The organism is Streptomyces sp. JB150, from assembly GCF_011193355.1.
In the GTDB taxonomy this organism is placed as follows: domain Bacteria; phylum Actinomycetota; class Actinomycetes; order Streptomycetales; family Streptomycetaceae; genus Streptomyces.
The window spans coordinates 3,915,180-3,937,291 of record NZ_CP049780.1 but is presented as its reverse complement, the minus strand read 5'-3'; the positions used below and the strand labels follow the sequence as shown (position 1 = coordinate 3,937,291).

Below are 22,112 nucleotides of genomic sequence, written 5' to 3'. Positions count from 1 at the left end.
AGTGCCACGAGTGGCAGGGTGCCGGGCGCGCACGAGGGCCAGGCGTGCCCGGGGAGCCCTCAGAAGAGCCCCTTGTACCCCTGCCATCCGCTCGCGATCCGCACCCGCGCCGCGAACGAGCCCTTGCCGTTGCCGGTGCTGCGCCACACGTCGCCGGAGGTGTCGCGGGAGACGAGGTCGGCCTTGGCGTCGCCGGTGATGTCACCGACGCCGACGACGGCGTTGTAGGACGCGCCCCAGTCGCTGAAGACCTTCACGCGGGTCTTGAAGGTGCCGGTGCCGGTGCCGTCGTAGCGCCACAGCTCGTTGGACTTGTCCTGGGCGAGGAGGTCGCCGCGGCCGTCGCCGTTCAGGTCGCCGGCGCCGATGATCTTCTTGTAGCCGCTCCAGTCGGCGTACAGCTTGGTGCGCGCGGAGAGGGTGCCGCTGCTGGTGGCCTTGAAGAGGTACACGGCGCCGGTCGACGCCTGGCGGGCGATCAGGTCGGCGCGGCCGTCGCCGGTGAGGTCCCCGGGCGAGGTCAGGACGTCGTACTGGGTCCAGCCGGAGGTGCCGAGGGACGTGTACGGCGTGGACGTCGTGAGCGCCTTGCCGCAGCCGGGCTTGTAGGCGCGCAGGGCGCCGCTGGAGAGCCGGATCAGGACGTCGTTGCAGCGGTCGCCGTTCAGGTCGCCGTAGGGCACCGCCTTGAGGGTGGTGGGCCAGCCGGTGCCGGTGGTCTTGGCGGAGAACTTCCCGGCACCGTCGCCGCGTTGGTAGGTCAGGCCGCCGGAGCCGTTCAGGGTGAGCAGGTCGCCGATGCCGTCGGAGCCGGCGAAGTCCCGGGCCACGGCGGCGGCGCCGCTCAGCTTCAGCGTGCCGGACCGGGTCAGGGCCGGGCCGTGGGCGTCGGCGGGGGCGGCGGTCAGCGTCCAGGTGTAGGTGCCGTTGGGCACGAGCCGGCCGGAGCCGTCCTTGCCGTTCCAGGCAGGGGCGACGACGCCGCGGGCCTGGCCGCCGCCGAGGGTGCGCACGGCCGTACCGGTGGCCTTGTGCCTGATCGTCAGCTGCCAGGAGGCGGCCGGCTTGTTCAGCCACCACTTGGGGGCCCACTGCCCGGTGCCGCCCTTGACGTCGGCGGAGGCGGCGACGGTGGCGTCGAGCTGGGCGAGGGCGGAGACCGGGACGCCGCTGGGGGTCAGGCGGACGGAGCCGTCGCCGCGGTGCTGGGCGATGACACCGGTGTACGGGTCGACGTCCCAGGTGTCCCACTCGAACGGCCCGGCGGTGTGCGACACGGGCGTCTGACCGCGCACGTCGGTCACCTGGAGCTGCCCGTCGCGCACGGTGGCGACGAAGCCGTCGCCGAGCTGGGCCTGCTCCCAGCCGGAGTCGGCCACGAGGGTCCGGCTGGTCCGGGTGGCGGTGTCGTAGACGCCCTGGGCCTCCAGGCCGCCCACGCACGTCCACAGCAGCCAGCGGCCGACGGCCTGGAAGTCGTTGAGGAGACAGCCCTTGCCGAACCAGACGGCGTCGCCGCGCTGCCCGGTCGTGAGGTCGACGGGGACCACGCTGTCGTTGCCGTCGTGCAGCCACAGGGTGGTGCCCCAGATCGCGGCGACGCCCTCGGTCGTCGTGTACACGGTGCGCCCGGTGTCCAGGTCGACGACCGACGTCTGCGCCGAGTCGCCGCTGTAGGGGGCCCGCAGCGCGGCGAAGCGGCCGCCGGCGGCGGACACCGACTCGTAAACGCGCGAGGCGTCGATCCGGGTGCCGGGCATCGGCTGGGCGGGGCCGAGGACGTGCGGCTGCTGGGCGGTGGTCGTGCCGTGGCCGGAGACGACCGTGCGGCCGTCACCGGTCTCGTGCAGGCGCGGGCGCTCGTTCGCGTAGTTCTCCGGGATCACCCGGCCCCGCGTGGTGCGCTCGCCGGGCGTCAGGGAGCCGGTGACGTCGATCTCACGGGTGTGCAGGTAGGTCCATCCGCGCCCCGGGTCCTTCTCCAGGGTGTTCAGCCGGCCCTGGGACAGGGTCAGCTGGGAGACGGTGTGGTGCTGCTCCCGCAGGGTGCCGTCGGCGATCCGGCGCACCGTCGGTCCGCCCGCGGCGCCGCCGGCGGTCTCGACGAGCCAGACGCCCCAGTCCTCCGCGTCGGTGCCGCCCGGCACCAGCAGCCCGCCGTCCGGGGTCGGCAGCCCGCGCCCGAACGACCGGTCGAGGAGGGTCCTGGTCGTGGAGCCGTCCGCGGCGATCGCCTCGACGCGCCACAACGGCAGCCCCACGTCGTATCCGCCGAGGGTCTCGTCGTACCGGGAGACGACGACGAAGTCACCGACCGTGCCGAGCAGTTGCACGTCGCCGCCGGGGATCGACAGGGTGCGCGGGGCGGCGGTCAGGTCGGCGCGGGAGGCGATGGCGGCCTCGCCGTGGTCCTCCCACCACAGCAGGTGGGTGGGGGTGAGGACGAAACCGGAGGGGTATTCGGCGGTGTACGGCAGCGGGAGCAGCCGGCCCTGGGCGACGTCCAGCCAGCTCGTGTACGCCTTGCCGCCCGCGCGGTAGGTGACGACCTGTCCCTTCGGGTCGCCCAGCGCGCCGCTCGCCCCGGCCGTCCACGTGATGCCGTCGGGGACGCCCTCCACCGGGCGGTCCTCGAAGGAGCCGTCCTCCCGGGTGTCCAGCAGGTGCCAGCGGGCGTCGGTGCCGAGCGTGCCGGCCAGGGTGACGACCGTCCAGCCGAGGCTGGTGAAGTACCTGTGCCCCGCCGGGAGCACGACCGTGCGGGAGGTGCCGGTCGCCATGTCCCGCAGCGTCACGGTGCCGGCCGACGCGTCGTGGCGGGCGACGACGTCCGAGCCGACGCCGTGCGCGGTGAGGTCGTACGGCGTCCCGGCCGCGTCGACGACCGTGTCGGCGCCGGCGTACGTCGTCCACACGTGCCCGCGGCCGTACTCGTAGCGGAGGAACCCGGAGGGGCCCGCGCCCAGCAGCCGTGTCTCGGGGAGCCGGGCCGTGGTGGCGGGCACCAGGACCTCTCCGGCGACCGTCTCGCCGTGCGCGATGCCGGCCGTCAGCGGGGCGAGGCCCACGGCGAGCGTGAAAGAAACGGCGGCGGCGGTCGCGGCACGTCCGAGCGCGCGTCTGGCCATACGGTCTTCTCCAGGGCTGGCAGGGGAGCTGGGAGAGCTGGGGAAGGCTCGTACGGCACGCCGGTGTCCCACGGACGCGCGGCGCACGTGTGGCGGATGGCGTTCAGGCCCCCCTCAACGCAAGTGGCCGGATCCTAACAGCCGGTCCCGGCCCGCTCGACGGCGCGGCGGCGCGTCCGCGCCTCCCTGCCCACCAGGAACAGCAGCAGCCCGAACGGTGACAGCAGGATCGTCAGGACCAGCAGCGGCCCCATCACCAGGGCGGGGATCTCCAGGCGCCGGCCCTCCCGGTACATCCACTGCCCGACCAGCAGATCCCAGGCGACGACCTGCGCCCAGACGGCGCCCGCGCCGTCGGCGAGGGCGGTCAGCTCGCGGAAGGCACCGAGGTCCGGGCTGCGGACGGCGGCCCACAGCTCGGGGAACACCGGTACGGCGAGGGCGGCGTACACCAGGAGGACGGGCACCGCGGTCCACGGCGACGCGGCGACACGCGCGGTCGGGCCCCAGGCCGGCGCGAAGATCATCAGCAGCCACACGGGGGCGGCCAGCCAGAAGGACAGCTCGAAGAGGAAGGTGGTCACGACACCAGGTCCTTGCGCGCGCCGGTCACCTCGGCGGAGGGGCGAGTTTCGGCCACCGACGGGGAGTGGTCCGAGGGCCGGGGCGGGAGGCCGGCCCCCGGGCGCGGGGCGCCCCGCAGGGTGGCGTACGTCCCGGCCGCCGCGGCCAGCAGGACGGCCCCGGCCGCGCCGAGCGTCACCGCGTCCGGCCGGAGCAGCGGCTGCCCCCGCAGCGCCTGCCACAGCACGAGGGCGAAGACGGCGGCGTACGTTCCCGAGGCCACCCGCACCAGCCGCAGCCGGACCCGGTCGTCGGCGAGCCGGGGACGGCGCGGCGCGAGCACGGCGAGCACCATGACCACCAGCGGAAGCAGCTGCAGCGCGTGCATGCCGACGAAGTGCGCGATGCGCAGGTCGCCGCCGGTCGTGGACCAGCCGGTCAGCGGCATCGCCGGGCCGCCGTCCGGCACGCCCACGCTGTGCGCGCCGACCACGTCGGACTCGCCGCGCCGCTGCCCCGGCGCCGGCCGGGTCATCAGGAAACCGACGGCGGCCCCCGCCAGCGCCAGCAGCACTCCGCCGCGCATCGCCGCGGCGGCGGCGCGGTCGGCGATCCGCGCGCGCAGCAGCAGGACGGCGATGACGAGGGTGGCGGTCCACAGCACGACGACCGTGACGGCCATCGTGTTGAACAGCGCCTCGTCGAAGGGCGTCGCGACGTTGAAGTGACTGCGCTTCCCGCGCACCACCTGCCCGACGATGATCACCATTTCGCCGAGGCTCGCGACGGCGACCACGGTCCCCGCCCGCCGGCCGGCCCGGCGCCCGCGGGGCAGCAGCGACAGCATCCAGGCGAGGGAGAGGGAGTACGACACGAAGGACACCGCGAACTTGAACGGCTTGGCCCAGATCGGCGCGCCCACCAGGACCCGGTCGTCGATCACGAGGCCCACCGCGGAGACGACCGCCGTCACCGCCATCAGCACCGAGAACAGCACGAGCGGCCGGTGCCAGGACCGGGCGCGCTGCCAGGACTCGCGCAGGGCCGTACTCAAGGACACGCGTGTGGACAGGGACGAGGCCACGCAAAACACCCCCAGGACGTACGGACGGCATGTATGGGTAGCGGCGCTCTCCGTACACAGACAGCGGCGCTCTTCATATATGGATAGCGGCGCTATCCGCTATCCGATAGCCCCACTATCTATCATGGGCGCGGGCCCGGCAAGGGCCGAGGGACATCGGGCAGCGTTCGGCGGAAGCCGAGACAGGTGAGGAGCGAACCGGTCGTGCGCATCGGGGAGTTGAGCCGGAAGACCGGGGTGCCGGTGCCGACGATCAAGTTCTACGTCCGTGAGGGCCTGCTGCCTCCCGGCGAGCTGACCAGCCGCAACCAGGCCACGTACGGCGAGGCGCACGAGCGGCGGCTGCGGCTGATCCGCGCCCTGCTCGACGTGGGCGGCATGAAGGTGGCCCAGATCGCGGACGTCCTCGCGGCCGTCGACGATCCGGCGCGTCCGCTGCACAAGGTGCTCGGCGCCGCCGCGGACCGCATCGGCGGCGCGCACGGCGAACAGGACGACGCACAGTCGGCGGCGGCCCGCGCCGCCGTCGCCGGCCTCCTCGCGCGGCGCGGCTGGCACACGTCGCCGGACAGTCCCGCCGGCGTCGACCTGGCCCGCGCGCTCGCCGCCCTGGCGCGCCTGGGCCACGAGTCCTTCGTGGAGATGCTGGACGACTACGCCGACGCCGCCGAACGGGTCGCCCGCGCGGACCTCGCGTACGTCGACCGGAAGGTGGCCGTCGAGGACATGGTGGAGGGGGTGGTGATCGGCACCGTCCTGGGCGAGGCCGTCCTCAGCGCCCTGCGGCGCCTCGCCCACGTGGACGCCTCGGCGCGGCTGTACGGAACGGGCGGCCGCGCGGGAGGACGCCGACCCGACGGACCGGCGGATTCGGCGAATCCGGCGAATCCGGCGAACCGTACGGACTCGGCGGCCTCGGCGGACACCACGGACTCGGCGGACTCGGCGGACTCGGCGGAATAGACGGACTCGGCGAACTAGGCGGCCTGGACGGCTGGGACGGGACGAGCGGCGGACCGCCGCCCACCGCGCCCGCCCCCCAGACAGCCGTGCCCGCCGGACGCGACCGCGTGCGGCGGTGCCGCGTCCGGCGGGAGGGCCGTGCTCAGCGGAAGTTCACGTCACTGCACAGGAAGTACGTCTGGTCCATGTGCGAGGCCTGCCAGATCGTGTAGACGACGTGGCGGCCGCTCAGACCGGAGGTGCTGACGGGGATCGAGTAGTTCTGGCTGGGCGCGTACCGGCCGGTGCGGGTGACCAGCTGCAGGTCGCTCCAGCGCAGCGGCCGGGTGGCCGGGTCGAAGCCCTGGCGGGTGACGTAGACCAGGAAGTAGTCCGCGCCGTGGCTGGCCTGGTCGTGGAGCTTGATGGTGAAGTTGCCGGAGACGTCCGTCGTCTTCCACGGGCCCACCGCGTCCAGCGCGTTGTAGCGGCCGCTCTCGGTGCGGCCGCCGCTGCACAGCTGCCCGTCGGGCACGACCGCCTGGAAGTTGCCGCCGGAGCCGTTGCGGTACAGGCCGTTCCAGTTCCACATGGCGTTCGGGTTGGCCTGCCAGGCCTGCCAGCACATCGGGTCCTGCTGGGCCATGGCCGGGTTCTGGAAGTCGCTGCCCCAGCGCAGCCAGCAGCCGTAGTTGCGGGAGGCCGGGTCGACGACCGAACCGTGGGCGCGCGCGGTGCCGCTGCCGGGGATCAGGGTGATCAGCAGGGCGGCGAGCAGACTCAGGAGGAGGGCGGGGCGGAGTCCGGCACGCGTAATGGCGTGCTCATGACATCCGGTGACTGCCGTACGGAGCACGGTCTCTCTCTTTCTCATGGGGGGATCGGAAGCGGGAGCCGTACCGGTGGGGGGTCGGTCTTTGGGAGCGCTCCCATTCCAGGCTGCGCCCTGGAAGTGGTCACCGCAACGCTCGGATCGCGCCATCTTGCGGCGGGCGCCTCGCGGACGCGGCCGTGACCCGGATCACAGGCTCCGGGTGCATAGCGAGCGCACAGCCACCGTCTTTCCTCACACGTAGGCAACTGGCGGGAGCGGGGACGTGCGCATGGAGCAAGCTCGGGCCGGTGAGTTCGACGAGTTCGTGGCGGCCCGCTGGTCGGCGTTGCTCCACCTCGCGCGGCTGCTCACCGGTGGCGACCGGCATCGGGCCGAGGACCTGGTGCAGGACTCCCTGGTCAAGCTCTGGTTCGCCTGGCCGAAGGTCGGCGACGAGGCGCCGGAGGCCTATGTCCGCACGGTGATGGTGCGCGCGGCGGCGCGGTCGGCCCGGCGCCGCTGGTGGGGGGAGCGGCCCGTCGAGCGGCTGCCCGACACCCCGGCGGCCGGGGACGTGTCCGCGGCCGTGGCCGAGCGGTCCCGGCTGGAGGCCGCGCTCGGCCGGCTGCCGGCGAAGCAGCGGGCCGCGGTGGTGCTGCGCTACTACCAGGACCTCCCCGAACGCCAGGTGGCGGAAGCACTGGGGTGCCCGCTGGGCACGGTCCGGTCCCATACCGCGCGCGGAGTGGCCCGGCTGCGGCAGCTGTTGGCCGATGTCATCGAGCCGGTGGGGTGAAGGAGACGTCATGGACCACTTCGAACGGCAGCTGGCGCGGATGATGCGCGGCGCCGAGGAGCACACCCCCTTCGAGCCGCGGCACCGGGAACGGCTCATGGACCGGGTCCGGGCCCGCCGCCGGGCGCGGGCGGCGCGCAGGGCCGCCGGTTCGGTGCTCGCGGTCGCCGGACTGGGTGTCGGCCTGTTCCTGCTGCCCGGCCGTCCGGCCGAGCCCGAGCCGGGCCTGCCCCGCCCGCAGCCGACGACGAGTTTCCGCCCCCCGTCCCCCGTACCGGACGCCACACCGTCCCCCGGCGTGTCCCCGACCGCCCCGCCCGAGACGACGACCGCACCCCCGAGCACGTCCCCCACGACGAGCGCGCCCCCCGCCACCGAGACCCCGTCCGCCACCCCGGACCGGGGCTCCGCCACCACCGCGCCGCCGCCCGAAGCCACCGAGTCCGTTCCCGCGGGGGGCGACCCGTCGCCGACACCCCCGGCGCCGGAGACCACGGACCCCGCGGACTCGGCCACGCACACGGCGGGCGGCGAGCCGTCGTCCGAGGCGTCGGTGTCGGTGGAACCGGGCGGCTGACGGCCGGCGCTCCCCCGCTTCCCGCGTCTCGCCCGCTTCCCGCGCTTTCCGGCGCCCTGACGCCGCACCCCTTCATCCAGGGAACACACAAGGACAGCAGATGACGAAACCCGCCACCGCCGTGGCCCCCGCCCGCGAACCGGCCCCCGCACCCGCCCCCGACCCCGCCCGCGGGCCCGCCTCCGGCCCGGCCCGCGCATCCGTCCCCCGGCCGGCCCGCGCCCCCGTCCCCGCCCACCACCCGGACCCCGTACTCGACGTCGTGGTCCCCGTGTACGACGAGGAGGCGGACCTGGAGCCGAGCGTGCGGCGGCTGCACGCGCACCTGCGGGCGACCTTCCCCTACCCGTTCCGCATCACCGTCGCCGACAACGCCAGCACCGACGGCACCCCGCGCATAGCCGCGCGGCTGGCGGCCGAACTGCGCGAGGTGGAGTGGCTGCGGCTGGCCGAGAAGGGGCGGGGACGGGCGCTGCGCGCGGCCTGGTCGCGCTCGCCGGCCCCGGTGCTGGCGTACATGGACGTGGACCTGTCCACCGACCTCAGCGCGCTGCTCCCCCTCGTGGCCCCGCTGATCTCGGGCCACTCGGACATCGCGATCGGCACCCGGCTGGCGCCCGGCGCGCGGGTGGTGCGCGGTCCCCGCCGGGAGTTCGTCTCGCGCTGTTACAACGCCCTGCTGCGCTCCACGCTCGCCGTCGGCTTCTCCGACGCGCAGTGCGGTTTCAAGGCCGTACGCCGCGAGACCGCCGAGCGGCTGCTGCCGCTGGTGCGCGACGGGGAGTGGTTCTTCGACACCGAGCTGCTGGTGATCGCCGAGCGGGCCGGGCTGCGGATCCACGAGGTGCCGGTGGACTGGGTGGACGACCCCGACAGCCGGGTCGACGTGCTCGCCACCGCGCTTGCCGACCTGCGTGGCATCGCCCGGCTGGGCCGCGCGCTGACCCGCGGCACCCTGCGCCCCGCCGACCTGCACCCGGACGGCGGCGCGCCACCGGCCGGTCTGGCCGGCCAGTTGTGGCGGTTCGCCGCCGTGGGGGCGGTGAGCACGCTGGGGCATCTGCTGCTGTACGCGGCGCTGCGCCCGGCGGCCGGGGCGCAGGCCGCCAACGCGCTGGCGCTGCTGGTCTGCGCGGTCGCCAACACGGCGGCCAACCGGCGGCTCACCTTCGGGCTGCGCGGCCGCGGCGGCGCGCTGCGCCACCAGGCCAGGGGTCTGGTGGTCTTCCTGCTGGGCCTGGCCCTCACCTCGGGCTCGCTCGCCGCGCTGCACCACGCGGCACCCGGCGCCGCGCCCGCCACGGAACTCGCCGTCATCGTCACCGCCGGCCTGACCGCGACCGCGCTGCGGTTCCTCCTCCTGCGCGGCTGGGTCTTCGGCGCCCGCCCGTCCCGTCGTACGGCGGGAGGGTCCGCCTCGTGAACGCCGCGCCGGCGACCGGCCTCTCCACCCCGCCCGCCCCGCCCGCCTCTTCCCCCGCGCCCCCGGACTCCCCGGCCCCCGCGGCCTCGCGCGCCCGGCGGCGGCTGCGCCGGGCGGCCGGACGGTACGGCCCCGTCCTCGCCGTCTACGGCGGTCTGAAGCTGACCGGGTTCACGGTCTTCCTCTCCCTGCTGCACCTCGCCGGGGACTACCGCGACAAGCACCCGCGCTTCGGCGGCGGCGAGCGCCCGTGGGACGTCCTGGCCACCTGGGACGGCTGGTGGTACCAGCAGATCGCCGCCCACGGCTACGACCCCGCGCTGGAGCCGATCCCGGGCGCCACCGGACTGATCACCCTGGAGGGGAACTCGGCGGCGTTCTTCCCGCTCTACCCGGCGCTGATGCGGCTGGTCTCCGAGGTCACCGGGCTCGGCCTGTTCGGGTCCGGGCTGCTGGTCTCGGTCGTCGCCTCCTTCGTCGCCGCGCTCGGCATCCGCGCCGTCGCCGCCCGGCTGGCCGGTGACCGCGCCGGGCTGGCGGCGGCCGGCCTGTGGGCGGTGTGGCCGGGGTCGGGCGTGGAGTGGGCGGTCTACTCCGACTCCCTCTTCGTCGCCCTCGCCGCCTGGGCCTGTTACGCCGTCATGACCGGCCGCTGGCTCACCGCCGGGCTCCTGACCTGCGCCGCCGGACTCAACCGCCCCACCTCGGTCGCCCTGATCGCCGCCCTCGGCGTGGCCGTCCTGCTCGCGCTGCGCGAGCGCCGCGACGGTGCGCTGCGCCCGCTGGCCGCGCTCGCCGTCGCCCCGCTCGGCCTGCTCGCCTACCTCGGCTGGGTGGGCCACGAAATGGGCGACTACGGCGGCTACTTCACGCTCCAGCGCGACGCCTGGGCGCACACCTTCGACTACGGCAAGCACACCCTGGACGTGCTGACCTCCGTCCCGGTGGGCCACTTCGACTACCTCTCCGCGTTCCCCTTCGCGGACCTGATCGGCGTGTGCGTCGTCCTGCTCGCCCTCGCCCTGCTGCCGCTGCTGATCCGCCGGCGCCCGCCGGCCGTGCTGGTCGTCTACACGGTCCTCACCCTCGCGCTCGTCCTGGGCAGCCAGCAGATCTTCGCGAACGTCTCCCGCTATCTGCTGCCCGCCTTCCCGTTGTTCCTGCCGCTCGCCGCAGCCCTGCGCCGCCTCGGCCTGCCCGTGCTGCTGTCGCTGCTCGGCCTGGCCGCGCTGGCCTCCGGCTCGTACGCCGGATACGCGCTGTTCGAACTCGGCGTCCCGTGACGACATGTCGTACAGGGATATGTGTGACAGCGATATTTGGTGTTGGAATGGCCCCTGGATTAAGTAATTATCAAGGCTCCTGTTCACTCATTTGCCGCGCACCCGCCGAACTGCCGCAACGTTAGGGGGGATATGGACAAAGCAACCAGGGAAGGGCGCTATCACCTCCTCGTGCAGCGCCCGGCGGTGAACGCGAGTGAACACCCGGCCATGGTGCAGGCCACCGAGCCCCTCCTGCGGGAATTCCTGGACTTGTTGAGCAGACTGGAAGACGATCTGGCCCAACGGTGGATCAAGACCGAAAACCGATGATCTATCCGGAATCGGAGCAGTCCGACCGCGTCATGCACGCCCAAGGAAATCTCTCGTACCCCCTGCTGCCGCCGGACGCGGCCTGGGATCCGGCCGAGGAACTGGCCTGGATGCTCCGGGACGCGATCGACGAGGACCTGCACGGCGATCTGCACAGGATTCCCGGGCCCCGCGACGAGGAGTCGGCCCTCACGCCGGGCGAGGGCACCCCGCTGGGCAATCTCCAGGAGATCACCGCGGAGCTGCCGCCGCTGCGGCCCGCCTCCCGCGGTCACCGCCGCGTTCCCCAGCGCAGACGCGCGAGCGCGCTCCAGACGATGAGCTACTTCGTCGCCGCGCTGGCGGCGGCCATCGCCTCCGCCGTGAGCTTCTTCAGCGGGATGGTCGCGTGCGACCCGCTGCGGGTGGTGGCCGCGGCCCGGGTGCCGGACAGTGTGGTCCCGTTCTGGCCGCTGCTGGTGTACGGGCCGTGGCTGGTCGCGTCGCTGTCCGTGCTGCGGGCCGCGCTCCACCGGCGGCGCGCGGTGCACTCGTGGTGCACGGTCCTGCTGTTCTCGGCGATCACCATCCTCCTGTGCGTCCTCCAGGCCCCGAAGACCCTGCTGGACATCATCTCCGCCGCCCTGCCGGGGCTCGCCTCCCTGGCCTGCTTCCAGCAGGCGGTCCGGCAGATCACCCTGACCCGGGCGCCGCGCAAGACCGTTCCCCGGCACCGCACGAGAACCCCGTGAACCCTTCCGGCCGACATTCGGCCGGCGGCGGCGCCGTACGGGCCTGGCTCATCGGGACCGACAGCCGGAATCGTCCGTGATCGAATATCTGCCCCGGCCCCCTCTTTTCCGCAATGCTGTTCCGGCCTGGTTCACCGCGTCACCGAAGTGGAATTGCCGCCGCTGTTTCGCCCGCCGCCGAACGGGGAGAAAGCCTGGCCCGTCACCGCGCGCTGATCTGCGTCCCGCTACGCCCCGCTGCGGAAGACCTGCCGATACGACTGCGGCGAGACGGTGGTCAGGCGGGCGAAGTGGTGGCGGAGGTTGGCCGCGGTGCCGAAACCGGTGCGCCGGGCGATGGACTCCACCGGGTCGTCGGTGGTCTCCAGCAGCTCCTGGGCCAGGCGGACCCGCTCCTGGAGTATCCACTGCAGCGGCGTCGTGCCCAGCACCTCGCGGAAGCGGCGGGCGAAGGTGCGCTCGCTGAGATGGGCCGCGCGGGCCAGCGCGGGGACGGTCAGCGGTTCGTGCAGCCGCTCGCGGGCCCAGTCGAGGACCGGCCCGAGACCGGCGTCCGGGCGGCGGGAGCGCAGCGCGCGCGGCTCCAGGGGCGGATGAGCGGAGGGGCGGGCGTACTGGCTCTGGCCGCCCTCCCGGTGCGGGGGTACGACCATCCGGCGGGCCACCTCGTTGGCGACCGCCGCGCCGCGGTCCTGGCGGACCAGGTGGAGGCAGAGGTCGATGACGGCGCCGGTGCCCGCCGAGGTGAAGACGGTGCCTGCCTGGACGTAGAGGGCGTGCGGCTCGTAGGTCACGCGGGGGAAGCGGCGGGCGAAGTCGGTGGCGTTCATCCAGTGGGTGGTGGCCCGGCGGCCGTCCAGCAGGCCCGCGGCGGCGAGGACGTACGCGCCGCTGCACAGCGAGACGATCCGGCGCCCGCGCGCGTGGGCGGCGCGCACCGCCTCCAGCAGCGGCTCCGGCGGGTCGAGCTGCACCCGGCGCTCGCAGGCGCTGACCACCACGGTGTCCGCCTCGGCGAGGTCGTCCAGGCCGTACGGGGTGTGCAGGGTCAGGCCGGCGGGGGTGCGCAGGGTGCCCGGTTCGGCGGCGCACAGCCGCAGTTCGTACCAGGGGTCGCTGACCTCGCTGCGGTCGAGGCCGAACACCTCGCAGGGGACGGCGAGTTCGAAGACGGGGGCGTTGCCGGTGACGGCGACGGCGACGACATGCCGTCCCGTGGCTCCGGGGGCCGTGGCCTTGTGGGCACTCATGGCGGGAATTTAGCGCACTCGGCCGTTTCTGCCACTGGCCGGTGCCGGTGCGGCACGGCGACGCTGACGGTATGTCTGATCACAAGCCCGCCGAGGGACGGCTGACCGCCGCCCACGGAACCGCCCTGTACGTCGGTGCCGTGCTCGGCACCGGAGTCATCGCCCTGCCCGCGCTCGCCGCCGACATCGCGGGACCCGCCTCGCTGCTGGCCTGGCTCGGACTCGCCGTGCTGTCCGCGCCGCTCGCGGCGGCGTTCGCCGCGCTGGGGGCGCGTCACCCGGACGCCGGGGGCGTGTCCACCTACGCCCGGCTGGCGTTCGGCGAACGCGCCGCCGCGGTGGCCGGCTGGTGCTTCTACTTCGCGATACCGCCGGGCGCGGTGGCCGCCGCGCTGTTCGGCGCCTCGTACGTCTCGTCCGCGCTGGGCGGCGGCGCCGTGACCACGGCGGTCACGGCGGCCGGGCTGATGCTGACGGTCACGCTGGTCAACGCGGTCGGGCTGCGGGTCACCGGGCGCGCCCAGTTCCTGCTCTTCCTGCTGCTGCTCGCGCTGCTGACGGCGGCGGTGGGGCTGTCGCTGCCGCACGCGAGCACGGAGTACCTGCGCCCCTTCGCCCCGCACGGCTGGGCGGCGGTCGGTCCGGCGGCGGCGCTGCTGGTGTTCAGCTTCGCCGGGTGGGAGGCGGTCACCCACCTCGCGGGCGAGTTCCGCCGCCCCGCCCGTGACCTGCCCCGGGCGACCGGGGCGGCCGTGGTGATCGTCGGTGTCCTCTATCTGGCGGTGGCGTTCGCGGTGGTGGCCGTCCTCGGCCCGGCCGCGGCCCGCTCCGACGCGCCGCTCGGCGACCTGATGGCGCTCGGCCTCGGCGGCGGCGCCCGGCCCCTCGCCGCGCTCGCCGCGGTCCTGCTGACGCTGGGCACCATGAACGCCTACTACGCGGGTGCCGCCAAACTCGGCGCCGCGCTGGGCCGCGACGGCGTACTGCCCGCCTGGTTCGCCCAGGGGTCCACGGCCGGCGAGACCCCCCGGCGCAGCCTCTTCCTCGTCTCCGCCCTCGCCGGACTGGCCCTGCTCGCCGTGACCGTGACGGGCACGGGCGCGGTGCCCGCCGTGATGCTCTCCTCCGGCTCCTTCGTGGTCGTCTACGCGCTCGGCGTGGCCGCCGCGATCCGTCTCCTCCCGCGCCGCAGTGCGGGCCGCGCGGCGGCCTGGGCGGCCCTGGGGGCGGTCCTGCTGCTGCTGGCCCTGTCCGGGCTCTACCTGCTGTGGCCGCTGGTGGTGAGCTGCGGGGCGCTGCTGTCGGTACGGCGCAAGCGGGCCCGCCGGGCACGCCGGCCGGCCCCGCAGGCGGCACCCGAGACGGAGGACTCGGCGGTCGCCGCCTGATCCGGGCCGTCCGGAACGGCCGCGTCACGCGGCGCCTTTGAGAGGATCGACTCCATGTCCAGCGAGTCCGGTCAGTTCGGGACGCCCGGGAAGTCCGGGAAGTTTGGGACTTCCGGGCGACGCGAGGCCACTCCGGCGCCCGCCGGGCAGGTGGCCGCGCCGCCGTCCGCCGAGCCCGCCGTGGGCGACGACGTCCTGGGCGGCCCGTCCCCCGCCGGCCGGGCCGAGTTCACCGACGACGCGGGCCGGCGCTGGCGGAAGGTGCGCGGCCCGCTGCACCCCCGGCTCGGCAGGCGCCTGGCGGCCCGAGCGGATGCGTTCGTCATCGGTGAGGGCGCCGGGGAGCGGTTCCGGCACGTGGCCTCCGGTGACCGTCTCCCCGCCTGGCGGGCGATCGAGGACCGCCTCGACTCCCCCCTCACGCCGAGCTACCGGGCCTTCGAGTTCCGTTCCGCGGAGGGCATGACCCTGCTGTATGTCGAGGAGTCCTGCTGACGGGCGGGCGGTCGGTGGCCGGCCGGTCAGTGGTACGCGTGGACCACCGCGTGGCCCTTGCCGCGGCCGATCATCCACTTGTTGACCGGGGTGGTCAGCACGAAGGCGACGGCGAAGCCGCCGAGGAGGGCGTACCAGAACAGGCCCTCGGTGAGGTGGGCGTCCATCGCGCCGGGCGTGAGGGCGATGATCGTGTTGTCGACGAGTTCCATGACCGCGATCGAGACCGTGTCGGCGGCCAGGGCCACCTTCAGCGCGCTCTTGAAGCCCAGGCCCGCCCGCAGGACCGCGAACAGGGTGAACGAGTAGCCGAAGAGGAAGGCCAGGGTGATCGCGAGGGCCATGGTCTGGGCGTTGCCCCACATCAGGGCCGTACCGATCACCATGCCGAGGATCTCGCCGATGGCGCAGCCGGTGAGGCAGTGCAGGGTCGCCTTGACGGCCGTGCCCCAGGTGGCGGCCGGGCCGTGTCCGTCGCCGTGACCACCGTGCGCGGCCCGAACCGTGTGCCCGGCGCTGTGGTGAGGGTGGTGAGCGCTGTGGTCCATGACGTTTCCCCATTCCCGTCCGGCTGGGGCGTTCTCTTCTGCCCCACACTTCGAACGTATACCCCCTAGGGGTACCTGTCCAGCGGTCGCGGGCGGGCGGCGGGGCGGAGGGCCGGATCCAGAGGGCTTCCTCGATGTTGTTCACATTCCTGAACTACACCCAAGCGACGCAGTTGTATTGACGTGCCCATAGCAAGCCCTTACCGTCCGGGAGAGCAGCTACTTCCCCGGACCTCGGCGGCACCCGCGCACGTCAGTCGTTCAGATATCTGCACACTCACCAGCAAGCTGAACACCCGATCACCACCGCCGTGGTTCGCCACCCCACACCACGGGAGACGAACCGATGCACCTGAGACCAGTCATCGCGTCCGCGGGCCTCCTGGCCGGCACCCTCGTCGCGCTCTCCGGCACCACGGCCGCGCAGGCGGCGACCACCCGCTACGAAGCCGAGACCTCCCCCGCGGTCTGCGCCGGCGCCATCGAGTCGGACTGGGCGGGCTACTCCGGCACCGGCTTCTGCAACGGCACCAACTCGACCAGCGGGTACGTCCAGTTCACGGCCAACGCCCCGGCCGCCGGCACGGCGACCCTGCGGATCCGCTTCGCCAACGGCACCACCACGGCCCGCGCCGCGGCCCTCACCGTGAACGGCGCGTCGGCGGGCACCCTGTCCTTCGAGGGCACGGGCGCGTGGAGCACCTGGGCGACGAAGACGGTCAGCGTGTCCCTGGCGGCGGGCGCCAACACCATCCGCCTGAACCCGACGAGTTCGGCGGGCTTGGCGAACATCGACTACGCCGAGGTGGAGACCACCGACGGAGGCACCACCCCGCCCCCCACGAACGTCCTCTACGTCGCCCCGAACGGCACGGACGGCGCGGCCGGCACCCAGACCTCGCCCACCACCCTCACCTCGGCGATCAGCCGCATCACCCCCGGCGGCACGATCTACGTCCGCGGCGGCACGTACCAGTACTCCCAGACCGTCACGATCCCGCCGGCCAACAGCGGTACGGCGAGCGCCCGTACGAAGCTCACGGCGTACCCCGGGGAGAAGCCGGTCCTGAACTTCTCGGCGATGGCGGAGGACCCGGCCAACCGCGGTCTGGCGCTGAACGGCAACTACTGGCACGTTCACGGGCTCACCGTGGAACGCGCGGGCGACAACGGCATCTTCATCGGCGGCAGCAACAACATCGTGGAACGCACGGTGACCCGCTACAACCGCGACACCGGCCTCCAGCTGTCCCGCATGGCGTCCACGACACCCGCCTCCCAGTGGCCGTCGAACAACCTCATCCTCAGCGCGGAGTCCCACGACAACGCCGACTCCGACGGCGAGGACGCGGACGGCTTCGCCGCGAAGCTGACCTCCGGCCCCGGCAACGTCTTCCGGTACGCGGTCGCGCACAACAACATCGACGACGGCTGGGACCTCTACACCAAGCCCGACACCGGCCCCATCGGCGCCGTCACCATCGAGGACTCCCTCGCCTACGAGAACGGCACCCTCAGCGACGGCTCCCAGGCCGGCAACGGCGACCGCAACGGCTACAAGCTCGGCGGCGAGGACATCGCCGTCAACCACGTCGTGCGCCGCTCGATCGCCTACGACAACGGCAAGCACGGCTTCACGTACAACAGCAACCCGGGTTCGATGACCGTCTCCGACAACGTGAGCGTCGACAACGCCCAGCGCAACTTCAACTTCGACGCCGGCACGTCGGTGTTCCGGGGCAACACCTCCTGCCGCAGCTCCAGTGGCACGAGCGACCGCATCATCGGCAACGCCGACGCGACCAACCAGTTCTGGTCCGGCACCAACGGCTCCCGCTGCGCCGCCTACTCCGGCGCCCTGAACTGGTCGTACGCCTCGGACGGCCGCCTGGTGGTGACGTTCGGCGGCAACCAGGTGACCCGGTAGAAGACGCCCGGCGGGGACACCCGGCCGGCTCAGTGCGAGGCAGAACCAAGCGATCGGTCGACTGTGATGCGACCAGCTCATGCACGACGAAGGCCCCCGACCGGCAGGTGGGGGGCCTTCATCGTGCTGACGCACGTCTCCTCCGGGCTTCGGATCCTCGAAGTGCCGGTACAGCTGCGCCGTCCAGCAGGGGCACGAGCCGTCGCAGCGCAGCCAGCCACCGTTCGACATCTTCCCGCGGAGCTCGGCGACCTTCTCCGCCGGCCGGGTGAAGAAGCGCGGTCTGACCGTCCGACCCTGCTACACCTCTCCACCAGAGCGGGCCGTCCTCGTACGTGAAGGCGGCCCGCCCCTCTTCCGGAAGGCGCGCATGACCTGGACAGGACACATCCACGGTTACGGCCCGTGGGTCGGACCGCCCAACAGCTACCACCGCGAAGGCGACCGGCGACCCCCGCATCCCGACCCTCCTGCGCCCCCTTCTTCCGACGAGGACAAGGTGGCCATCCGCATCCTTCAGCGCTACCGCGAGGTGGTGGCCGAGTTCCCGACCTCGAACCTGCCGCCCATGATGTCGGGGCACTGGCTGCTGAGGCGGAACCAGACGTCGGTCGAGCGGACCTGGACGGACCCGGCAGCGGCACTCGACTGGGCGACGAAGCACTTCCTCGACAACCCGCCGATGGAGCGGGAAGACGGCCGCCGGGCGTACGCGAGCCTGGACACGAAGCGTGCGTACGCGCTGGACGTCCTGCCGGTCGGCGTCGACGTGAGCTGGGTGTACTACAACCGGTCGGGCAACATCGCCTCGCTCAACCTGGTGTGCTGTCCGAATCGGCACCACCCCGACCTCACGTGCCCGCTCGCCTAGGACCGCAGACGGGAAGCCGGGCCCGCCGCGGACGACCCCGCGGGGCGGACCGGCTAGGAGGCGTTCGCCGCGTGCCCCAGCGCGCCCAGGATCCAGGGCATGTCCTTGCGGTGGGTGACGATGAGGACCGGGGTGCCGTTGTCGTCGCATTCGAGGACCAGGGTGCGGCCGCCGTAATCGGGGATGTCGCGGTCGGTGTGGTAGGGCGGGCGGACGCGGAGGGGGGTGAGGGTGGGGGGTGCCTCGCGGCGGCGGAAGCCACCGGTCGGGTCGGGGGTGGAGGCCAGGACGCCGGGGCCGGCGACCAGGTGACCGCCGCCGCGGGCGTACGGCACCTCGCCCACGATCTCGCCGAAGACGACCCGCTCGCGGTCCGGCACGCGCGGGGTCACGGCGACCGTGTCGTCCCCGCGCTCGCGTCGCGCCGCCAGTCGTACGCCCGCCCAGGAGAGGGCGGCGATCACCGGGAGTGCCGCGACGACGGCCAGGAACGCCGCGCCGGGGCCGTCCGTCGCGAGGGCGGCGGCCACGCCGGCCGCGGCGAGGGCGAGCGCGCCCAGCAGGGGCCAGCCGAGTTGCCAGGAGTGCGCCCGGGGGGTGGTGCGGGGGCGCCTGGACCACCAGAGGACGACCGCCATGACGCCCAGGCCGTAGAGGCCGACGCCGAAGGCCCAGGCCGTGTACACGCGGTGGTCGTCGCGCGGGTCGGCGGTGGTGTGGCGGCGTTCGGCGGGGAAGTCGACCCAGCGGATCTGGTGCCGCCAGTAGGTGACCTCGACGCGCTGTCCCGCGCCCGCGGGCGGGTGGTCGTTCAGACGGGTGCGGCTGGTGGTCCCGTCCGCCTCCCTGAGGTACAGCCAGTAGGAGGGCAACCTGCGGCTCCGCTCCTCCTCGACGCGCTCGATCCGCGCGCCGGTCGTCCACAGGCAGTCGCCGTCGCGGCCGCCGTCGGTGCCGCAGGCGACCGCCGCGCGGTAGGCCCGCTCCTCGTCGAGCGCGCCGCGCGCCGGCCCGAGCAGCAGCCAGGCCGCCACGAGGCCGCACACCACGCCGAGCGCGACGGCCGCCCGTGTCGGCCTGCGCGTCCTGGGGTCTCGGTCAGCAGTCGGGGTCACCGGGCCATCCTGCGGGACGGGACCGGCGGGGCCCAGAGGCGCTTCCGGCACTCCGGCCGGGCCGTTATCTGCCGGAGACCGGCAGGTGACCGGCCGCATGGGCGGGCGCGGGCAGCGGCGGCGGGCATACGGAGGGGGCGGGCGTACGAAGGAGGTGGCGAGGGGCGGCGTACGAAAAGGGCGGCGTACTCCGACCGTTGTCGGTGTACGCCGCCCTGAGGGGGCCCTCGTGCCGGTGCGGGATCCCGTGCCCGCGTGGTCATGGCGGTTACTTCGGGTCGTCGTTGAATCGGGACGTGGACCAGGCGTAGCCGAGGACGGCGAGGCCCACGCACCAGGCGATGGCGAGGACGGCGTTCGTGGTGCCGATCTCGCTGCCCAGCAGCAGGCCGCGCAGGGTCTCGATGGCCGGGGTGAAGGGCTGGTACTCGGCGACCGGCTGGAACCAGCCCGGCATGCTCTCCAGGGGCACGAAGGTGCTGGAGATGAGCGGCAGGAAGATCAGCGGCATCGCGTTGTTGCTGGCCGCCTCCGCGTTCGGGCTCACCAGGCCCATGCCGACCGCGATCCAGGTCAGCGCCAGGGCGAACAGGGTGACCAGGCCGAAGGCGGCGAGCCATTCCAGGACGGTGGCGTCGGTGGAGCGGAACCCGATGGCGACGGCGACCGCGCCGACCAGGACCACGCTCATCACGCACTGGAGCACACTGCCGACGACGTGCCCGATCAGGACGGAGCCGCGGTGGATGGCCATGGTGCGGAAGCGGGCGATGATGCCCTCGGTCATGTCGTTGGAGACGGAGACCGCGGTGCCGATGGTGGTGCTGCCGACGGTCATCAGCAGCAGGCCCGGCACCAGGTAGGCGATGTAGTCGGAGCGGTCGGCGCCGGAGCCGAGCCCGGCGCTCATCGCCTCACCGAAGACGTACACGAACAGCAGCAGGAGCATCACCGGGGTGAGCAGCAGGTTCAGCGTCAGCGACGGGTAACGGCGGGCGTGCAGGAGGTTGCGGCGCAGCATCGTGGACGAGTCGCGCACGGCGAGGGAGAGGGTGCTCATCGGGCGGTCTCCTTGGGCTGGTGGGTGGTGTGTGGGGTGGTGTCGGTGAGGGCGAAGAAGACGTCGTCGAGGTCGGGGGTGTGGACGGTGAGTTCGTCGGCCTCGATGTGGGCGGTGTCGAGCCACTCCAGGAGGGAGCGCAGCTCGCGCTGGCTGCCGCCGCTGGGGATGCGGAGGGTGAGGGCGTCGTCGTCGCGGGTGGCTTCGCGCAGGGTGGCCGCGGCGGTGCGGTAGGCGGCGGGGTCGGTGAAGCGCAGGCGGACGTGTCCGCCGGGGATCAGGCGCTTGAGCTCGTCGGCGGTGCCCTCGGCGGCGATCCTCCCGTCGTGGAGGACGGCGATGCGGTCGGCGAGTTCGTCGGCCTCCTCCAGGTACTGGGTGGTGAGGAACACCGTGACCCCGCTGGTCACCAGCTCGCGGATGATCTGCCACATGGTGTGACGGGAGCGCGGGTCCAGGCCGGTGGTCGGTTCGTCGAGGAAGATGACGCGCGGGCTGCCGACCAGGGTCATCGCGATGTCCAGGCGGCGCTTCATGCCGCCGGAGTAGGTGGACGCCGGCTTCTTCGCCGCCTCGACCAGGTCGAACCGCTCCAGCAGCTCGGCGGTCACCCGCCGCCCCTCGCTGCGCGGGAGGTGGTTCAGGTCCGCCATCAACAGCATGTTCTCCTCGCCGGTGATCAGGCCGTCGACCGCGGAGAACTGGCCGGTGACCCCGATCGCCGCGCGCACCGCCTGCGGGTCGGCGGTCAGGTCGTGGCCGGCGACCTCGGCCCGGCCGCCGTCCGCGCTGATCAGCGTGGAGAGGATCTTCACGGCGGTGGTCTTTCCCGCGCCGTTCGGGCCGAGCAGGGAGAAGATCGTGCCTTGCGGTACGGCGAGGTCGACGCCGTCGAGGACGGTCTTGTCGCCGTAGGACTTGCGCAGTCCGTTCGCCGCGATGGCCAGGTCGGTCATGAGAAGTGCTCCTTCTGCGGATTCGGCGGTGCGCGGGCTCAGAGGCTGCGGGCGGTGATGTCGCCGTGGGAGGTGGTCGCGTGGATGGCCAGGCCGGCGGCGCCGTCGGCGTTTTGCAGGGCGTTGTGGATACGGCCGTAGCCGGTGCCGGCGTCGAGGGATGCGCGGACTCCGCGAGCGGCGTCGACCGCGACGTCGCCCATCTGGGTGGAGAGCACCACCGTGCCGCCCACCGCCTCGGCGATCCGGATGTCGCCCCGCTGGGTGCTGATCTCCGCCGGGCCGCCGAGGCGGCCGATCGAGACGTCGCCGTCGAGGACGGTGAGGCGGGCGCCGGCGGTCTCGTCGAGCTTGACCGGGCCCTGCGCGGCGTCGAGGACGACGTCGCCGAGCCGTCCGACGCCGCGGAACTCGGCGGCGGCCGCCTTGGCCTCGACCCGGGAACCGGCGGGCAGCTGGACCGTCACCTCGACCGACCCGGACGGGCCGAAGTACTGGTTCCTCGCCGCCGGGGCCTCGATGCGCAGGACGCCGTCGTCGTAGGAGACCGTCGTCTGCGCCGCCGCCTTCACGTCGCGGCCGTTGGAGGCGTTCGCCGGGAGGATCTCGACGCGGGTGTCGGACCGCTCGGCGGCGATGACCCGGATACGGCCGGCGGGGATGTCGAGGAGGGTCGCGACGGGGGCGGGGGTCTCGAACGTCTGCATGGTGGGCTCCTTCTCCGTGGCTTTGCCATTGCTGTTTCCGACATGAGAAACGCTACGTTGCGTTCAAAAAATGGGCAACATTGTTGTTGCACTGGAACTACATCACCGCAGCTCAACAGGCAGATATCGTTGCAACGAAGA

General features: G+C 73.3%; 21 protein-coding genes. 11 read left to right on the top strand and 10 right to left on the bottom strand.

Going from position 1 to position 22,112, the window contains the following annotated elements; genetic code table 11:
* Positions 1–59: 59 nt before the first annotated feature.
* The 3 genes from G7Z13_RS18380 to G7Z13_RS18370 all read right to left on the bottom strand — a co-directional run bounded on the left by G7Z13_RS18380 (position 60) and on the right by G7Z13_RS18370 (position 4,671).
* Entirely contained in the window at positions 60–3,128 is a 3,069-nt protein-coding gene (locus G7Z13_RS18380; protein ID WP_166000694.1) for an FG-GAP-like repeat-containing protein, read from the bottom strand.
* A 134-nt stretch (positions 3,129–3,262) separates the two neighbouring features.
* Positions 3,263–3,712 carry an ABA4-like family protein gene (locus G7Z13_RS18375; protein WP_166000692.1) on the bottom strand — a complete coding sequence of 150 codons (450 nt, stop codon included), beginning with the start codon at positions 3,710–3,712 and terminating at the stop codon, positions 3,263–3,265.
* Entirely contained in the window at positions 3,709–4,671 is a 963-nt protein-coding gene (locus G7Z13_RS18370; RefSeq protein ID WP_166005064.1) for a hypothetical protein, read from the bottom strand. The genes G7Z13_RS18375 and G7Z13_RS18370 overlap by 4 nt, the downstream gene beginning before the upstream one ends.
* Before the next feature lie 309 nt (positions 4,672–4,980).
* Between G7Z13_RS18370 and G7Z13_RS18365 the strand changes: the two genes are divergently transcribed.
* Positions 4,981–5,739 (top strand): MerR family transcriptional regulator, encoded by a 759-nt coding sequence (locus G7Z13_RS18365; RefSeq protein ID WP_166000690.1) that lies wholly within the window; start codon positions 4,981–4,983, stop codon positions 5,737–5,739.
* A gap of 142 nt (positions 5,740–5,881) precedes the next feature.
* Here G7Z13_RS18365 and G7Z13_RS18360 read toward each other — a convergent pair whose 3' ends face one another.
* Entirely contained in the window at positions 5,882–6,592 is a 711-nt protein-coding gene (locus tag G7Z13_RS18360) for a lytic polysaccharide monooxygenase (protein ID WP_166000688.1), read from the bottom strand.
* A gap of 229 nt (positions 6,593–6,821) precedes the next feature.
* Between G7Z13_RS18360 and G7Z13_RS18355 the strand changes: the two genes are divergently transcribed.
* The 6 genes from G7Z13_RS18355 to G7Z13_RS18330 all read left to right on the top strand — a co-directional run bounded on the left by G7Z13_RS18355 (position 6,822) and on the right by G7Z13_RS18330 (position 11,654).
* A complete protein-coding gene (locus G7Z13_RS18355; RefSeq protein ID WP_166000686.1) occupies positions 6,822–7,328 on the top strand; it encodes a SigE family RNA polymerase sigma factor in 507 nt (168 codons plus the stop codon).
* Between the two features lie 10 nt (positions 7,329–7,338).
* Positions 7,339–7,905, top strand: coding sequence for a hypothetical protein (locus G7Z13_RS18350; protein WP_206313095.1), 567 nt, complete (start codon positions 7,339–7,341; stop codon positions 7,903–7,905).
* Positions 7,906–8,005: 100 nt separating this feature from the next.
* Entirely contained in the window at positions 8,006–9,328 is a 1,323-nt protein-coding gene (locus tag G7Z13_RS18345; RefSeq protein ID WP_166000684.1) for a bifunctional glycosyltransferase family 2/GtrA family protein, read from the top strand.
* Positions 9,329–9,432: 104 nt separating this feature from the next.
* Positions 9,433–10,611, top strand: a complete 1,179-nt coding sequence (locus G7Z13_RS18340) for a glycosyltransferase family 39 protein (RefSeq protein ID WP_166005062.1) — start codon at positions 9,433–9,435, stop codon at positions 10,609–10,611.
* 132 nt (positions 10,612–10,743) lie between these two features.
* Positions 10,744–10,923: a hypothetical protein gene (locus G7Z13_RS18335; RefSeq protein WP_166000682.1), complete on the top strand. Its 180-nt coding sequence runs from the start codon at positions 10,744–10,746 to the stop codon at positions 10,921–10,923.
* Positions 10,924–10,955: 32 nt separating this feature from the next.
* Positions 10,956–11,654 (top strand): DUF2637 domain-containing protein, encoded by a 699-nt coding sequence (locus tag G7Z13_RS18330; RefSeq protein WP_240926509.1) that lies wholly within the window; start codon positions 10,956–10,958, stop codon positions 11,652–11,654.
* 227 nt (positions 11,655–11,881) lie between these two features.
* On the opposite strand, the gene G7Z13_RS18325 is transcribed toward G7Z13_RS18330, so the two are convergent.
* On the bottom strand, positions 11,882–12,904 hold the full coding sequence (locus G7Z13_RS18325; protein ID WP_166000678.1) for a helix-turn-helix domain-containing protein: 1,023 nt from the start codon (positions 12,902–12,904) through the stop codon (positions 11,882–11,884).
* Positions 12,905–12,975: 71 nt separating this feature from the next.
* On the opposite strand from G7Z13_RS18325, the gene G7Z13_RS18320 reads away from it, so the two are divergent.
* Both G7Z13_RS18320 and G7Z13_RS18315 read left to right on the top strand, forming a co-directional pair.
* Entirely contained in the window at positions 12,976–14,292 is a 1,317-nt protein-coding gene (locus G7Z13_RS18320) for an amino acid permease (protein ID WP_166000676.1), read from the top strand.
* A 54-nt stretch (positions 14,293–14,346) separates the two neighbouring features.
* Positions 14,347–14,787, top strand: coding sequence for a hypothetical protein (locus G7Z13_RS18315; protein ID WP_166000674.1), 441 nt, complete (start codon positions 14,347–14,349; stop codon positions 14,785–14,787).
* Between the two features lie 26 nt (positions 14,788–14,813).
* Here G7Z13_RS18315 and G7Z13_RS18310 read toward each other — a convergent pair whose 3' ends face one another.
* A complete protein-coding gene (locus G7Z13_RS18310) occupies positions 14,814–15,335 on the bottom strand; it encodes a DUF4396 domain-containing protein (RefSeq protein WP_166000673.1) in 522 nt (173 codons plus the stop codon).
* A 346-nt stretch (positions 15,336–15,681) separates the two neighbouring features.
* Here G7Z13_RS18310 and G7Z13_RS18305 point away from each other — a divergent pair, with 346 nt between their 5' ends.
* Together G7Z13_RS18305 and G7Z13_RS18300 are read left to right on the top strand one after the other, a co-directional pair.
* A complete protein-coding gene (locus G7Z13_RS18305; RefSeq protein ID WP_206313093.1) occupies positions 15,682–17,262 on the top strand; it encodes a carbohydrate-binding protein in 1,581 nt (526 codons plus the stop codon).
* A 370-nt stretch (positions 17,263–17,632) separates the two neighbouring features.
* A complete protein-coding gene (locus G7Z13_RS18300) occupies positions 17,633–18,133 on the top strand; it encodes a hypothetical protein (RefSeq protein ID WP_166000671.1) in 501 nt (166 codons plus the stop codon).
* A gap of 53 nt (positions 18,134–18,186) precedes the next feature.
* On the opposite strand, the gene G7Z13_RS18295 is transcribed toward G7Z13_RS18300, so the two are convergent.
* From G7Z13_RS18295 to G7Z13_RS18280, 4 genes are all read right to left on the bottom strand, one after another.
* Positions 18,187–19,248 (bottom strand): hypothetical protein, encoded by a 1,062-nt coding sequence (locus G7Z13_RS18295; RefSeq protein WP_166000670.1) that lies wholly within the window; start codon positions 19,246–19,248, stop codon positions 18,187–18,189.
* A 268-nt stretch (positions 19,249–19,516) separates the two neighbouring features.
* Complete coding sequence (locus G7Z13_RS18290; RefSeq protein ID WP_166000668.1) at positions 19,517–20,308, bottom strand: ABC transporter permease; 792 nt, start codon at positions 20,306–20,308, stop codon at positions 19,517–19,519.
* A complete protein-coding gene (locus G7Z13_RS18285) occupies positions 20,305–21,264 on the bottom strand; it encodes an ATP-binding cassette domain-containing protein (RefSeq protein WP_166000666.1) in 960 nt (319 codons plus the stop codon). Before G7Z13_RS18285 ends, G7Z13_RS18290 begins: the two co-directional genes overlap by 4 nt.
* Before the next feature lie 38 nt (positions 21,265–21,302).
* The gene (locus G7Z13_RS18280) at positions 21,303–21,971 is read right to left on the bottom strand and encodes a DUF4097 family beta strand repeat-containing protein (RefSeq protein WP_166000664.1); all 669 of its coding nucleotides are present in this window, start codon (positions 21,969–21,971) and stop codon (positions 21,303–21,305) included.
* Between the last annotated feature and the right edge of the window lie 141 nt (positions 21,972–22,112).